The sequence below is a fragment of the Pantoea sp. WMus005 genome (assembly GCF_013415305.1).
GTDB lineage: Bacteria > Pseudomonadota > Gammaproteobacteria > Enterobacterales > Enterobacteriaceae > Pantoea > Pantoea rara.
Map to the genome: position 1 here is coordinate 140,414 of NZ_JACBXU010000005.1, position 15,355 is coordinate 155,768.

The following is a 15,355-nucleotide window of genomic DNA, read 5'->3' on the forward strand; positions in this document are numbered from 1 at the left end:
TCCTCTTCTGCCCGTGTTCCCTGCGCGTCAGGCTAATACGTTGCTGCCAGTTTCACCGTACTTTGGATGTGTTATCAGTCAGAAGGGCACCGGGAAGTATCCTTCTGACGCTCAGATATCAGGCTTTAACCCGCGCCATATAATGCGCGTCGATCAGTTCACCGTGACGTAGTGCGAAGCCTTTAGCCGTTCCCTCAATCTCAAAACCGAAACGCTGATAAAGGGCGATGGCCGGGCCATTATCGACGAATACCGTCAGCTCCATCCGGCTCACCTGTAACCAGTTGTCGCATAACATGACCATTTCACGCATGAGTGCAGTGCCGACGCCTCGCTGCCGGTAGCGTTCATCCACGCCCATTCCCAGAGAGGCGACGTGACGGCGTCTGGCGCGATCTTCCACATGCAAAGCACACTGACCGACGACCTCCTCATCAATACAGGCCACCAGCAGATGCGCATTGGGCTGAGGTGTGGCGAGACGGGTATGCCACATCTGGAGTGATGAGTGGGGCAAATGGAGTGTGCTGGCCTGGGTATCTGGCTGACCGTAAATTCTGTGCAGCGCAGCAGCATCTTCTGGCGTGACGTGACGGACAACGATTTCACTCATGGTCTCTCCTTTAGCCGATAAAACCTTTTAAACATCAAGGTATTCACCCTGAGAATCAAGCTAAAAAACAGGGAAAAGGCTTTACAGATACGAATGATAATGATTATTATTGCTATGCGTTCCCGGGAGGTCGCCTGACAGCCTGAGAAAGCACGACATTGCTCACATTGCTTCCAGTATTATTTCGCCAGCTTATCCGCTGGCTTTTTTTTGCCTCCTCTCCTTCAATGCTTTTCAGTCACGGGTTCACGCTCATTCAACTATTTTGAACAGAGGAGTGAAGTTTTTCAGCTATCAATCAAACCACCTCAGAGACACACTATAAAAAACATTGAGGAGATTTGAACATGATCTACGTACGCAAAGCTGAAGAACGCGGTCACGCAAACCATGGCTGGCTGGATAGCTGGCACACCTTCTCTTTCGCCAGCTATCACGATGCGAACTTCATGGGTTTCTCCGCGCTGCGGGTCATCAATGAAGATGTGATCGATGGCGGTCAGGGGTTTGGCACCCATCCCCATAAAGATATGGAAATCCTGACCTACGTGCTTTCCGGCACGGTTGAGCATCAGGACAGCATGGGAAACAAAGAGCAGATCCCGGCAGGGGAGTTCCAGATCATGAGCGCCGGCACCGGCGTCCGTCACTCAGAATACAATGCCAGCGAAAGCGATCCGCTGCACCTCTATCAGATCTGGATCATTCCTGAGCGTACCGGCATTGAGCCACGTTACGATCAGCGCCGCTTCCCGGATATTAAAGGGCGTCAGCTGGTGTTAAGCCCGGATGCACGTGAAGGATCGCTGAAAGTTTATCAGGACATGACCTTATCACGCTGGGTACTGGCTGCCGGTGAGCAGGACAGCGTCGCAATTGATGCAGGACGTCGTATCTGGATTCAGGTGGTGAAAGGTGATGTGACCGTTAACGGCAACGCGATCACCACCAGCGATGCCCTGGCGATCTGGGATGAAAGCGCGCTGACAATTGAAGCCAGCTCGGCTGCAGAAGTCCTGCTGTTTGATCTGCCACCGGTCTAAGCCGATAACGGGCGCGCATCGTCGCGCCCGGTTGGCAATTTTGTGACAGAAAAGTGATAGACTCATCGTACTTTAGCTTTCAGGGCGATCCCAGGCGCTACGATGAAGAAGAAAAGACCGGTATTACAGGACGTTGCCGATCGCGTCGGCATTACAAAAATGACCGTCAGCCGTTACCTGCGTAATCCTGAGCAGGTCTCTGTTGCTCTGCGGGACAAGATTGCAGTGGCACTGGATGAGCTGGGTTATATCCCTAATCGCGCCCCCGATATGCTTTCTAACGCCACCAGTCGCGCCATCGGCGTGCTGTTGCCGTCACTCACCAACCAGGTTTTTGCCGATGTCCTGCGCGGCATTGAAGCTGTCACCGACGAAGCCAACTATCAGACGCTGGTCGCCCACTTTGGCTACAACCCACAAAAAGAGGAGCTGCAACTGCGCTCGCTGCTGGGCTGGAACATTGATGGCGTGATCCTCACTGAACGCACCCATACGCCAGGCACGCTACGTATGCTGGAAGTGGCCGGGATTCCGGTGATAGAGATGATGGACAGCGTCACACCCTGCCTGGATATGGCGGTCGGCTTTGATAACGTCGAAGCGGCCCGGCAGATGACGCGGGCTATCCTCAGCAAAGGCCATCGTCACACCGTCTACCTTGGCGCACGTCTTGATGAACGTACGCTGCAGAAGCAACAGGGTTATGAAATCGCGATGTGTGAAGCGGGGCTGACGCCGCGCAGCGTGATGATGGAAGAGGCTTCTTCATTCAGCGCCGGTGGTGATTTGCTGCGTGAGGCGCAACGTCTCTATCCTGAAACGGATAGCCTGTTCTGCACCAATGACGATCTGGCGGTCGGCGCAATGTTTGAGTGCCAGCGCCAGGGATTGCAGGTGCCCACCCAGATGGCGATTGCTGGTTTTCACGGGCATGACATCAGCCAGGTGGTGACGCCACAACTGGCAACGGTGCTGACACCACGTGACCGCATGGGACGTGAAGCGGCAGCACTATTACTGGCGCGAATCGCCGGTGAAAGCAGTGATAATAAGCTGCGGGATGTCGGTTTTGAGATCAGTGAAGGTGGCAGCATCTGATTGTGTTGTTTTTATGAGTCAGCTCACACTTTCGTGCTTTTCCTGGTAAAAAGGTTGCCAGGCTGTTAACCGGCCAGGAGAATGAGAGACGCCATTGTTATCGGTAACATTGGCAAATTCTCACCTGCCGGAGCAGAAAAATGACAACGCAATCCCCGTCACATCACGTCTTTATCCTGATGGGCGTTTCAGGCAGCGGAAAGTCTGCCGTCGCCAACCAGGTTTCTCACCAGCTCAATACGGCCTTTCTTGACGGTGATTTTCTTCATCCCCGCGCCAACATTCTGAAGATGGCCGATGGTCATCCGCTGGATGACAGCGATCGCCAGCCGTGGTTACAGGCGCTGAACGATGCCGCCTTTGCCATGCAGCGCACTCAGGCGATTTCAATCATTGTCTGTTCAGCCCTGAAGAAAAGTTATCGCGACATTCTGCGTCAGGGAAATGACAACCTGCGTTTCGTCTACCTGAAAGGCGATTTCGACACTATTGAAGCCCGCCTGAAAGCGCGTAAAGGGCACTTCTTTAAGCCGCAGATGCTGGTCACCCAGTTTGCCACGCTGCAAGAGCCGGCCAGTGATGAGTCGGATGTCCTGGTCGTGGATATCGCGCATTCACTCGACGACGTGGTGGCGGCTACGGTTGCGACTATCCAGGACGCTATCAGCCAGGATTAGAGATGAATACCGCAACACTCGTTTTGACCGCAGCAGGCTCCGTCCTGCTGCTGCTTTTTCTGGTGATGAAGGCGCGCATGCACGCCTTCGTCGCGCTGATGTTAGTCTCCATCGGTGCCGGCCTGTTTTCCGGCATGCCACTGAACAAAATCGCTGAAACGATGCAGAAGGGGATGGGCGGTACGCTCGGCTTCCTCGCCATTGTGGTCGCGCTGGGCGCAATGTTCGGCAAAATCCTGCATGAAACCGGCGCCGTGGATCAGATCGCTATACGGATGCTGAAAACCTTTGGTCAGAGCCGCGCCCATTATGCGATGGGCATTGCCGGTCTGATCTGCGCGCTGCCGCTCTTCTTTGAGGTTGCTGTGGTGCTGTTAATCAGCATTGCGTTTGCGGTGGCGCGGCGAACCGGCGGCAATCTGGTGAAGCTGGTGATCCCGCTGTTTGCAGGCGTTGCGGCGTCGGCGGCCTTCCTGTTGCCCGGACCGGCCCCAATGCTGCTGGCCTCGCAGATGCATGCGGACTTTGGCTGGATGATCCTGCTGGGTCTCTGCGCGGCAATCCCCGGCATGCTGATTGCCGGGCCTCTGTTTGGCAATTTCATCGGCAACCACGTCACCTTCAGCGCGCCACCGGAAGATCATCAACCGGATGTTGATGAGAGCAAGCTGCCGTCATTTGGTTTCAGCCTCTCACTGATTCTGTTTCCACTGGTGCTGGTCGGCCTGAAAACCATCGGCGCACGCTTTACAACCGAAGGCACCACGCTTTACGAGTGGCTCGAATTTATCGGCCATCCTTTCACTGCGATCCTGCTGGCGTTGCTGGTGGCGATTTATGGCCTGGCTTACCGTCAGGGCATGGATAAAGAGCGGGTGATGCAGGTGTGCGGCAGCGCGCTGCAACCGGCCGGAATTATCCTGCTGGTGATTGGTGCGGGCGGGGTGTTTAAGCAGGTACTGGTAGATTCTGGCGTCGGTCCGGTGCTGGGTAATGCGCTGACCGGCGCAGGACTGCCCATTGCGCTGGCCTGCTTTATTCTGTCGGGTGCGGTGCGGGTGATTCAGGGATCGGCCACGGTCGCCTGTCTGACCACTGTGGGCTTAATCATGCCGGTGATTGAGCCGCTGCACTATAGCGGTGCCCAGCTGGCGGCACTGTCGATCTGCATCGGCGGTGGCTCTATCATTATCAGCCATGTGAATGATGCCGGTTTCTGGCTGTTTGGTCGTTTCACCGGGGCCAGCGAAGCGGAAACGCTGAAGACCTGGACGCTGATGGAGACCATTCTTGGTACTACCGGGGCTATCACAGGTATGATTGCTTTCGAACTGCTTTCCTGACCAACCCGACGGGTTATATGCCCGTCAGGTCTTTTCCCGCGAGCGGGGGAAGAGTAAAAAAGGGAACAGCAGATAAGGCGCAACTATCAAAAGAATAATGACGCCGGACGAATAGCCAGCGTCATTTATTCTTCTTACCGCGCAGGAAAAAACAGGCAAAATAAACAGCAGCAGCGCGATTAAGCCTATTTCACGCAGTGGCCCGGTAAACCATTGCAGATAACTGCAGAACCAGGCCAGCTGGAACAGCAGGAAAATAAAATAGCGCGTCCTTCCTTCACGCCCTTGATAGTTAAACGTGCGCAGCAGACAGCTTTTGATAATCTGCAGCAGACTGTTCATGCCCATTTTCTTCTTATCAAAGCAAAAACAACCAGCGTAATGGCGGAGGCAACTAAGTAAACCCAGGCAAAATCAGTGACGTCAACCTGCATCAGCTGCGCGTCATTCAGCGCCGCTTTCTGGCCCGAGAAGGATAGTACGGTCAGGCCAGCTAAACAGAGTATATTTGCCAGAAAAAACAGCGCCTGAAAGGCTGTTTCTTTAGCCACGGACAGGAAGGCAATTTTTCTGAACGCCCACCAGGCTGCCAGATAAACCAGCAGCCAGAGCAACGCGCAGAGTAGTGGAGCAACCAGATAACTGCGCATATCTGTGATCACCCCTGAATGGCCGCTGATGGCATACTGCAGGACTTCCTGAAGAGAGAAGTAACCTGTTATCAGATAGAGCGCGCCGAAAAAAAAGGGTAATAACAACCTCATTGCGTTTCCTTCCAGATTTTCAGACGCTGCATCTGATTTTCGATACTGCCCGCCATAGAAATCTCTTTTTTTACAAAACTATATAATACTATTGTTCATTTCAATGCCGTAACGCTCTGATAAAACGGCTGAATTAATGTGGCTGTCTGCCGGCCTTTCAGGGTAAACGGCAAAATTGTACTTACAGCTTCAGATAAGCCCGAATGCCATCCAGGAACATCTGGGTGGCCAGCATAATCAGTATCAATCCCATCAGTCGCTCTAGCGCATTCACACCCTTATCACCCAGCAGACGCAGGAACAGTCCTGACATCAGCAGAATGCCAACCGTCACGCCCCAGGCGATCAACAGTGCGCCGACCAGATGCGACATCTGATGCGGATACTGATGTGACAGCAGCATCAGCGTCGCTAGCAGCGATGGCCCGGCGACCAGTGGAATCGCCAGCGGTACCAGGAAGGGCTCTTCACCCGCCGGTAAGCCGGAACTGCTGCTTTCAGCCGACGGAAAAATCATCTTGATGGCAATCAGAAACAGGATAATCCCGCCGGAAATCGACACGGTTTCGGTGCGCAGATTTAAAAACGCCAGGATGCGTTCGCCAGTAAACAGGAACAGCAGCATGATGATCAGCGCGATCAACATTTCGCGCATTAGCACAACCCGCCGCCGTTTCGGCTCCAGATGCTTTAAAACCGACATAAAAATCGGCAGATTGCCCAGCGGATCCATAATTAACAACAATAATATTGTCGCCGAAATCATTTCAGTCATCGGTTTTGCGCCATGTTGTTCGCGAAAAAGCAGCGTTATTAGTTACGCTGCTGAAAAAGTTAGCGTAATCGAATTAATTCACTTGCTACCCGGCCTGCATTTTGTAGAGTGAGGGGACACAGGTAAATCTTATTATTACGCAGAGCGGCGTGAAAATAGCACGCCGCTCTCTCCTCTGAAATGAAAAGCAGGTGTAACTGCCTTAGACGGACACGACATGAAGAATGTAGGTTTTGTTGGTTGGCGCGGCATGGTCGGCTCAGTGCTGATGTCCCGCATGAGTGAAGAGCGTGATTTTGATGCAATCAATCCGGTCTTCTTCTCGACGTCGCAGCATGGTCAGGCGGCACCCGCGTTTGCGGGCAAACAGCAGGGCACATTGCAGGATGCGTTTGATATTGAGGCGCTGCGCGCGCTGGATATCATTATTACCTGCCAGGGCGGCGACTACACCAGTGACGTCTATCCTAAGCTGCGCGACAGCGGCTGGCAGGGATACTGGATTGATGCGGCCTCCACGCTGCGCATGAAAGAAGATGCCATCATCATCCTCGATCCGGTTAACCATGCTGTCATTCGCCAGGGCATCGACCGTGGCATCAAAACCTTTGTCGGGGGTAACTGTACTGTCAGCCTGATGCTGATGTCACTGGGCGGCCTGTTTGCGCAGGATCTGGTGGAGTGGGCCTCGGTTGCCACCTATCAGGCAGCCTCTGGCGGCGGTGCGCGCCACATGCGCGAACTGCTGACCCAGATGGGCATGCTGCACGATCACGTTGCCCCAGCGCTGCAGAACCCGGCTTCCGCCATCCTCGACATTGAGCGTAGCGTGACCGACTTTACCCGTTCTGGCACCTTACCGACCGATAACTTCGGCGTACCGCTGGCAGGCAGCCTGATTCCGTGGATTGATAAGCAGCTGGATAACGGCCAGAGCCGCGAAGAGTGGAAGGGCCAGGCAGAGACCAACAAGATCCTCGCCACTTCTAAGGTCATCCCGGTTGACGGATTGTGTGTGCGCGTCGGTGCGCTGCGCTGCCACAGCCAGGCCTTTACGCTGAAGCTGAAACGCGACCTGCCGCTGGCTGAAATCGAGCAGCTGCTGGCCTCTCACAATGAGTGGGTCAAAGTGGTGCCGAATGACCGCGAGCTGACGATGCGTGAACTGACCCCTGCCGCTGTGACTGGCACGCTGACCACCCCGGTTGGCCGCCTGCGTAAACTGAACATGGGGCCGGAATATCTTTCTGCCTTCACGGTAGGCGACCAGCTGTTATGGGGCGCAGCCGAACCGCTGCGTCGGATGCTGCGGTTGTTAACCAACTAACCAGCAAACATCGCCACAGGGCGGATTGATGATCAATGCCGCTCCGGTGATACAGATGATCGGTTAACCGCCTGGTTGCTCTGTTAAAGCCCGTAATCATTCCTGATGGTTACGGGCTTTTTTGTTGTGCGTACAGGCGTGAAATTCATTAAACACAGGGTTTACAGACATTACAGCGCTGACTGGAAGCAGGTTCACGTCTTACCCTGTTTATGAACCCATGCTGCCCATATCAGAAACATGTCGTTAACCGTCGCTTTACAACACGTTATCAGGTAGCTTTTCTTAACTGTCGTCTGCACGCATCGCGCCTGGCGTCTGACCGGGAGCGGCGGCAGAGCTACCGTTTAGATACGGTAAAAATGTTGTTTCATCAGTCAGGGCGTTCCGGGCAGCTTAAATGAAAATAATCATCACTTTATCCGGCTTTTTCATCTTTGCCGTACACGAAACAATCTGCCGTTTCGCTTACTAAGTGATCAGATTCCCTTTTTTGCCGTTCAATGAAGAATATTTTGCTTAAGTCCGTGGCAACTCCCGTGACCAAGCTATGATTTAACCATGATGTGCCACAGGTAACTCTTGTGCTTTCCGGATTAAATGGTTGTGGTACACGGCAAAAACACTTTTCCCACGGAATGGCCTGACTTCTTTGTCGTTGTACGTATGGCTCAATGAAGAGCAGCGCAGGTGACTCGCGACAGGTTATGTTGCGTTCATTTCGGCTGCCAATTATCACAGGAAGAAAGTCATGTCAGAGCTTCCCGATCGCGATGCGATCAATGCCCTTTTTGCGGGCAATTATGCTGACCCTTTTTCGTTACTAGGGATGCACCGAACTCAGCAAGGCCTCGAAGTCAGGGCTTTGCTCCCCGAAGCGCTGGAAGTGTGGGTCATTGAAACCTCCACCGGGCGCAAACTGGCTCAGCTGATGTGCGAAGATGCACGCGGCTTCTTCAGTGGCGTCATTCCACGCCGTAAAAACCCGTTCCGCTATCAGCTGGCGGTCAACTGGCATGGCCAGCAAAACCTCGTCGATGATGCCTATCGTTTCGGCCCGCTGCTGCAGGAGATGGATCTGTGGCTGCTGGCGGAAGGCACACACCTGCGCCCTTATGAGACGCTGGGCGCACACGGCGACGTCATTGATGGCGTCTTTGGTACCCGCTTCTGCGTCTGGGCACCCAATGCCCGTCGCGTTTCAGTGGTTGGCGATTTCAACTTCTGGGATGGCCGCCGTCATCCGATGCGTCTGCGTCAGGAGCTGGGTATCTGGGAGCTGTTTGTGCCGGGTGCGGTCAACGGGCAGCTCTACAAATATGAAATCATTGATGCCAATGGTGAACTGCGCATCAAAGCCGACCCATACGCCTTTGAGGCACAGATGCGTCCGCAAACGGCGTCGATGATTTGTGGTCTGCCAGAGCCGGTTGAGATGAAAGAGGAGCGCAAGGCCGCCAATGCCTTCGACGCACCGATTTCGATCTATGAAGTCCACCTGGGCTCCTGGCGTCGTCACACCGACAACAACTTCTGGCTGAGCTACAAAGAACTGGCAGAACAGCTGGTGCCCTACGTCAAAGAGATGGGCTTTACCCATATCGAACTGCTGCCGATCAATGAACATCCGTTTGATGGCAGCTGGGGCTATCAGCCACTGGGCATGTATGCCCCGACCCGTCGTTTTGGTACCCGTGACGAGTTCCGCACCTTCATTGACGCCGCTCATGAAGCAGGCCTCAACGTGTTGCTCGACTGGGTGCCGGGCCATTTCCCCAGCGACGATTTCGGTCTGGCGAAGTACGACGGCACCGAACTCTATGAACATAGCGATCCGCGCGAAGGCTTCCATCAGGACTGGAACACCCTGATCTATAACTTTGGCCGCCGCGAAGTGAGCAACTATCTGTCAGGCAATGCGCTCTACTGGACCGAGCGCTTTGGCATTGATGGTCTGCGCGTGGATGCGGTAGCGTCGATGATCTACCGCGATTACAGCCGCAGTGAAGGAGAGTGGGTGCCGAATCAGTACGGTGGCCGTGAGAACCTTGAAGCGATTGAGTTTCTGCGTTACACCAACCGCACGCTCGGCACCGTAGCCTCCGGTTCAGTGACGATGGCCGAAGAGTCTACGGACTATCCTGGTGTGACGCGTCCGACGGAAGGCGGCGGGCTGGGCTTCTGGTTCAAATGGAATCTGGGCTGGATGCACGACACGCTCGACTACATGAAGGTCGATCCCATCTATCGCAAGCATCATCATGACCTGATGAGCTTCGGCATGATGTACAACTACACCGAAAACTTTGTGCTGCCGCTGTCGCATGACGAAGTGGTGCACGGTAAGCGCTCGATTCTCGATCGTATGCCGGGCGACGCCTGGCAGAAGTTTGCCAACCTGCGTGCCTACTACGGCTGGATGTGGGGCTTCCCGGGCAAGAAACTGCTGTTTATGGGTAACGAATTCGCCCAGGGACGCGAGTGGAACCACGACGTCAGCCTTGACTGGCATCTGCTGGAAGGGGAAGACAACTGGCACAATGGCGTTCACCGTCTGGTGCGCGATCTCAACCACACCTATCAGTATTACACGCCGCTGCATCAGCTCGACTTCGATCCGGCAGGTTTTGAGTGGCTGGTGGTAAACGATGCAGAGCACTCCGTGTTCGCCTTTGTGCGTCGTGACCGTGAAGGCAACGAAGTGATCGTGGTCAGTAACTTTACTCCGGTGCCGCGTCCGGGTTATCGCTTTGGCGTCAATCAGCCAGGCTACTGGCGTGAAGTGCTGAACACCGATCAGCATGAATATCATGGCAGCGACGTGCGCAACAATCGGGTGCATACCGATGAGCAGGAGAGCCACGGACGACCGCAGTCGCTGAGTCTCAATCTTCCGCCGCTGGCAACAGTATGGCTGGTGCGGGAGGCTGAATGACAATCACTGCCGGCGATCCCGAACCGCTTGGTGCCAGCTACGATGGCAAAGGCGTTAACTTCACCCTCTTTTCTCAGCATGCAGAGCGCGTAGAGCTCTGCCTGTTTGATGAGCAGGGTGCAGAACAGCGTCTTGACCTGCCTGGCCGCAGTGGGGATATCTGGCATGGTTATGTTCCGGCGTTAAAACCGGGACAGCGCTACGGCTACCGGGTGCATGGCCCCTGGGCGCCGAAGCAGGGACACCGTTTTAATCCGGCGAAGCTGCTGGTTGACCCCTGCGCCCGCGCGGTTGAAGGCGATGTTCCTGATGATCCCTTGTTTCATGGCGGCGAAGCGCAGCCCGACCCGCATGACAACGCGGCAATTGCGCCGACGTCCCGGGTAGTCGCGGAAGATTTTGACTGGCAGGGCGATGTCGCACCGCGAACCCCATGGGGCAACACGGTGATTTATGAAGCCCACGTGCGCGGCCTGACGCAGCAACATCCGGAAATTCCGGAAACGCTGCGCGGGACTTACGCGGCGCTGGGTCATCCTGTTATGGTGAATTACCTGCGCAATCTGGGGATTACCACCCTTGAGCTGCTGCCGGTGGCCCATTTCGCCAGCGAACCGCGACTGTTGCAGCTCGGCCTGAGTAACTACTGGGGCTACAACCCCTTTGCGCTCTGGGCAGTGGATCCCCGTTACGCCTCCGGTCAGCCTTGCGTGACGCCACTGCAGGAGTTTCAGCAGGCGGTTAAAAATCTGCATGCTGCGGGTATCGAAGTGGTGCTGGATGTGGTGTTCAACCACACCGCCGAACTGGACGAGTCTGGCCCGACGATCTCTATGCGCGGCATCGACAATGCCAGCTATTACTGGCTGGATGAGCAGGGCGATTATCAGAACTGGACCGGTTGCGGCAACACGCTGAATATTCACCATCCGCAGGTGATGGCGTGGGCCCTGGAGGCGCTGCGCTACTGGGTGCGGGTCTGCCATGTCGACGGCTTCCGCTTTGACCTTGCGCCCGTGCTGGGTCGCACGCCCGATTATCAGCGTGATGCGCCTTTTTTTGAGGCGGTACGCGCCTGTCCGCTGCTTTCTCAGGTCAAGCTCATTGCTGAACCCTGGGATATCGGCCCTGACGGCTATCAGGTTGGCCGTTTTCCGCCGCTGTTTGCCGAATGGAACGATCAGTTTCGCGACACCGCGCGTCGTTACTGGCTGCACGGCGACGTAAGCAACGGCGACTTCGTCCACCGCTTTGCCGCCTCCAGCGATCTCTACCAGCATGATGACCGGTCGCCCCACGCCACGGTTAACCTGATCACCGCCCATGACGGCTTTACGCTGTGGGATGTGGTGAGCTTCGAACGCAAACACAACGAAGCGAACGGAGAAGATAACCGTGATGGTCATGGCGATAACTACAGCCACAATCACGGCAAAGAGGGGCTGAACGTCAGTTATGACGTGATTGAACGGCGCCGTCGCAGCGTACGGGCACTGCTGACCACGCTGCTGTTGTCACAGGGCACGCCGATGTTACTGGCTGGCGATGAGCGCGGCCATACCCAGCGCGGCAACAACAACGCCTACTGTCAGGACAACGTCCTGAGCTGGCTTGACTGGCAGGCGGATGAGAAGGGATTAGTCGGATTCACCGCAGCACTGATTGCTCTGCGCCAGCGCATTCCGGCGCTGACCGCAGATCGCTGGTGGCAGGACGGTGACGGCAATGTGCAGTGGCTCAATGCCGGTGGCCAGCCACTGCAACACGATGAATGGGCTCAGGGGATGCACAGATTGCAGATCCTGCTGTCCGGCCGCTGGTTAATAACAATAAACGCCACGGATACGGTGAATGACATCGTGTTACCAGACGGAGAATGGCGTGCCCTTCCTCCTTTCGCCGGGGACGACAACCCCATCCTGCTAACTGTCTGGCATGGTCCCGCACACGGTGTGTGCGTGTTCCAAAAGCAATCATAAGGAGTCAGACATGGTTAAGTTAGATAGAACAGATCACCTGATGCTGGCTCGCCAGCTCCCTACACAGACGGTTGCTCTGATCCTCGCCGGCGGACGCGGCACGCGCCTGGTCGATTTAACGGCCAAACGAGCCAAACCGGCGGTGCATTTCGGCGGCAAGTTCCGCATTATCGACTTTGCCCTCTCGAACTGCGTCAACTCCGGTATCCGTCGGATTGGCGTCATTACTCAGTATCAGTCCCACACCCTGACTCAGCATATCCAGCGTGGCTGGTCGATCTTCAATGAAGAGATGAATGAGTTTGTTGATTTGCTGCCAGCGCAGCAGCGCTTTTCGACCGAACAGTGGTATCGCGGTACGGCAGATGCCGTGACGCAAAACCTTGATGTGATTCGCCGCTATCAGGCGCAGTACATCGTGATCCTGGCCGGGGACCACATTTATAAGATGGATTATTCACGCATGCTGCTGGATCACGTGGTCAACGAGGCGAAATGTACCATCGCCTGTTTGCCGGTGCCGGTGCATGAAGCTACGGCGTTTGGTGTGATGGCGGTGAATGAAGAGAACATGGTGATCGACTTCGTAGAAAAACCTGCGAAGCCGCCCACTATGCCGGGTGATGATACGCAGGCGCTCGCCAGCATGGGGATCTACGTTTTCAACGCAGACTATCTCTATGCGTTACTGGAGGAAGATCTGCAGACGCCTGGCTCTAACCATGACTTCGGCAAAGATATCCTGCCGAAAATCGTGGCAAGCGGCGAAGGCTATGCCCACTCTTTTGCGCTCTCCTGCGTACAGAACGACGATACCGCGCCGCCATACTGGCGTGACGTCGGGACGCTGGAGGCCTACTGGCGCGCCAACCTCGACCTGGCATCGGTGATGCCAGAGCTGGATATGTATGACGTCACCTGGCCGATTCGTACTCACATGGAGCCGCTGCCGCCAGCAAAATTTGTTCAGGATCGTTCCGGCAGTCACGGGATGACCATGAACTCCCTGGTGTCGGGCGGCTGCATCATCTCCGGTTCGGTCGTGGTCAACTCGGTGCTGTTTCCGCGCGTTCGTATTAACTCGTTTTGCAATATTGATTCAACCGTCCTTCTGCCTGATGTGGTGGTCGGCCGATCGTGTCGCCTGCGTCGCTGCGTGATTGATCGCGCCTGCGAACTGCCGGAAGGCATGGTTATCGGCGAAAACCCCGATGAAGACAGTCGCCGGTTTCACCGTTCGGAAGAAGGGATCGTACTGGTTACCCGCGCCATGCTGGCCAGATTGGCCAAAGCGGGGCAGTAAGCGATAAGCGGAACTTACGCAATCGGTACGCGGAGCGTGCCGGATAACTTAATGAGGTCGAGGATGCAGGTTTTACATGTCTGTTCAGAACTTTTCCCGCTGCTGAAAACAGGCGGACTGGCTGATGTTGTCGGGGCATTACCTCAGGCGCAAATTGCGGGCGGTACGGATACGCGGGTACTGTTGCCTGCTTTTCCCGCATTGCGCAAAGGCATACCTGATCTCCAGGTAGTGACGGAGCGAGAGACATTTGCCGGTCATATACGTCTGTTATATGGTGAATTTAACGGTGTGGGCATCTACTTAATTGATGCTCCCGGCCTCTACGATCGTCCCGGCAGTCCCTATCATGACGAGTCGCAGTTTGCGTATGTCGACAACTATCTGCGCTTTGCGCTGCTGGGCTGGGTCGGCTGTGAACTCGCGTGCGGTATGGACTCCATGTGGCGTCCCGATATCGTCCATGCGCATGACTGGCACGCGGGCCTGACCTGCGCCTATCTTGAAGCGCGTGGCCGTCCGGCTAAATCGGTGTTCACCGTGCACAACCTGGCGTATCAGGGACTGTTCATGGCGCACCATCTGGAAGAGATAGGCCTGCCGTGGTCGTTCTTTAACATGCATGGGCTGGAGTTCTTCGGTCAGATCTCCTTCCTGAAAGCGGGCCTCTTTTATGCCGACCATATCACGGCGGTCAGTCCGACTTATGCCCATGAAATTACCTCTGCCGAATATGCTTACGGCATGGAAACCCTGCTGGCACAGCGTATGCGCGAAGGGCGCCTTAGCGGAATCCTTAATGGCGTTGATCCCTCTATCTGGGACCCGGCCCACGACCTGCTGCTGAGTGCGCGCTATAACCGTGACACGCTGGAAGCAAAAGCAGAGAACAAACGTCAGCTGCAGGTGGCAATGGGTCTGAAGGTGGATGATAAAGCGCCGGTGTTCTGCGTCATCAGCCGTCTGACCAAACAGAAAGGGCTGGACCTGGTGCTGGAGGCGCTGCCTGGCTTGCTGGCGCAGGGCGGACAGCTGGTGCTGCTGGGTCAGGGCGATGCCGAACTGCAACAGGGATTTCTGGCGGCAGCGGCAGAGCATCCGGGCAGCGTGGGCGTGCAGATTGGCTATCACGAAGCGTTTTCACACCGCATTGTCGGTGGCGCGGATGTGATCGTGGTGCCGAGTCGCTTTGAGCCCTGTGGTCTGACTCAACTCTACGGACTGAAGTATGGTACGTTGCCGTTAGTGCGCCGTACGGGTGGACTGGCCGATACCGTAAATGACAGTTCGTTAGAGAATCTGGCTGACGGTATCGCCAGTGGATTCAGTTTCGAAGATGCCAATGCCTGGTCGCTGTTGCGGGCCATCCGGCGCGCGTTTGTATTGTGGTCTCGTCCTTCGCTATGGCGCTATGTCCAGCGCCAGGCGATGGCAATGGACTTTAGCTGGCAGGTGGCAGCAACAGCCTACCGTGATCTCTACCAACGTTTGATGTAAC

General features: G+C 55.5%; 13 protein-coding genes. 9 read left to right on the forward strand and 4 right to left on the reverse strand.

Annotation, left to right across the window (positions count from 1 at the left end):
* Nucleotides 1-118 precede the first annotated feature (118 nt).
* The gene (locus HZZ01_RS17565) at nt 119-613 is read right to left on the reverse strand and encodes a GNAT family N-acetyltransferase (RefSeq protein ID WP_179898800.1); all 495 of its coding nucleotides are present in this window, start codon (nt 611-613) and stop codon (nt 119-121) included.
* Nucleotides 614-960: 347 nt separating this feature from the next.
* On the opposite strand from HZZ01_RS17565, the gene HZZ01_RS17570 reads away from it, so the two are divergent.
* The 4 genes from HZZ01_RS17570 to gntU all read left to right on the forward strand — a co-directional run bounded on the left by HZZ01_RS17570 (nt 961) and on the right by gntU (nt 4,774).
* Nucleotides 961-1,656: a pirin family protein gene (locus tag HZZ01_RS17570; protein ID WP_179898801.1), complete on the forward strand. Its 696-nt coding sequence runs from the start codon at nt 961-963 to the stop codon at nt 1,654-1,656.
* A gap of 102 nt (nt 1,657-1,758) precedes the next feature.
* On the forward strand, nt 1,759-2,754 hold the full coding sequence (gene gntR, locus HZZ01_RS17575) for a gluconate operon transcriptional repressor GntR (RefSeq protein WP_179898802.1): 996 nt from the start codon (nt 1,759-1,761) through the stop codon (nt 2,752-2,754).
* A gap of 140 nt (nt 2,755-2,894) precedes the next feature.
* Nucleotides 2,895-3,431: a gluconokinase gene (gene gntK, locus HZZ01_RS17580; protein WP_179898803.1), complete on the forward strand. Its 537-nt coding sequence runs from the start codon at nt 2,895-2,897 to the stop codon at nt 3,429-3,431.
* A 2-nt stretch (nt 3,432-3,433) separates the two neighbouring features.
* Nucleotides 3,434-4,774, forward strand: a complete 1,341-nt coding sequence (gntU, locus tag HZZ01_RS17585) for a gluconate transporter (protein WP_179898804.1) — start codon at nt 3,434-3,436, stop codon at nt 4,772-4,774.
* 24 nt (nt 4,775-4,798) lie between these two features.
* Here gntU and HZZ01_RS17590 read toward each other — a convergent pair whose 3' ends face one another.
* The 3 genes from HZZ01_RS17590 to HZZ01_RS17600 form a co-directional block, all read right to left on the reverse strand.
* Nucleotides 4,799-5,116 (reverse strand): DUF805 domain-containing protein, encoded by a 318-nt coding sequence (locus HZZ01_RS17590; RefSeq protein WP_179898805.1) that lies wholly within the window; start codon nt 5,114-5,116, stop codon nt 4,799-4,801.
* The gene (locus tag HZZ01_RS17595; protein ID WP_179898806.1) at nt 5,113-5,538 is read right to left on the reverse strand and encodes a hypothetical protein; all 426 of its coding nucleotides are present in this window, start codon (nt 5,536-5,538) and stop codon (nt 5,113-5,115) included. Before HZZ01_RS17595 ends, HZZ01_RS17590 begins: the two co-directional genes overlap by 4 nt.
* A 181-nt stretch (nt 5,539-5,719) precedes the next feature.
* Entirely contained in the window at nt 5,720-6,313 is a 594-nt protein-coding gene (locus tag HZZ01_RS17600) for a YhgN family NAAT transporter (RefSeq protein WP_179898807.1), read from the reverse strand.
* A gap of 217 nt (nt 6,314-6,530) precedes the next feature.
* Between HZZ01_RS17600 and asd the strand changes: the two genes are divergently transcribed.
* The 5 genes from asd to glgA all read left to right on the forward strand — a co-directional run bounded on the left by asd (nt 6,531) and on the right by glgA (nt 15,354).
* A complete protein-coding gene (asd, locus tag HZZ01_RS17605; RefSeq protein ID WP_179898808.1) occupies nt 6,531-7,640 on the forward strand; it encodes an aspartate-semialdehyde dehydrogenase in 1,110 nt (369 codons plus the stop codon).
* A 751-nt stretch (nt 7,641-8,391) separates the two neighbouring features.
* Nucleotides 8,392-10,575 (forward strand): 1,4-alpha-glucan branching enzyme, encoded by a 2,184-nt coding sequence (gene glgB / locus HZZ01_RS17610; RefSeq protein WP_179898809.1) that lies wholly within the window; start codon nt 8,392-8,394, stop codon nt 10,573-10,575.
* Nucleotides 10,572-12,554 (forward strand): glycogen debranching protein GlgX, encoded by a 1,983-nt coding sequence (glgX, locus tag HZZ01_RS17615; protein WP_179898810.1) that lies wholly within the window; start codon nt 10,572-10,574, stop codon nt 12,552-12,554. Before glgB ends, glgX begins: the two co-directional genes overlap by 4 nt.
* A 10-nt stretch (nt 12,555-12,564) precedes the next feature.
* The gene (glgC, locus tag HZZ01_RS17620; protein WP_179898811.1) at nt 12,565-13,857 is read left to right on the forward strand and encodes a glucose-1-phosphate adenylyltransferase; all 1,293 of its coding nucleotides are present in this window, start codon (nt 12,565-12,567) and stop codon (nt 13,855-13,857) included.
* A gap of 63 nt (nt 13,858-13,920) precedes the next feature.
* The gene (gene glgA / locus HZZ01_RS17625) at nt 13,921-15,354 is read left to right on the forward strand and encodes a glycogen synthase GlgA (protein ID WP_179898812.1); all 1,434 of its coding nucleotides are present in this window, start codon (nt 13,921-13,923) and stop codon (nt 15,352-15,354) included.
* The last annotated feature ends 1 nt before the right edge of the window (nt 15,355 follow it).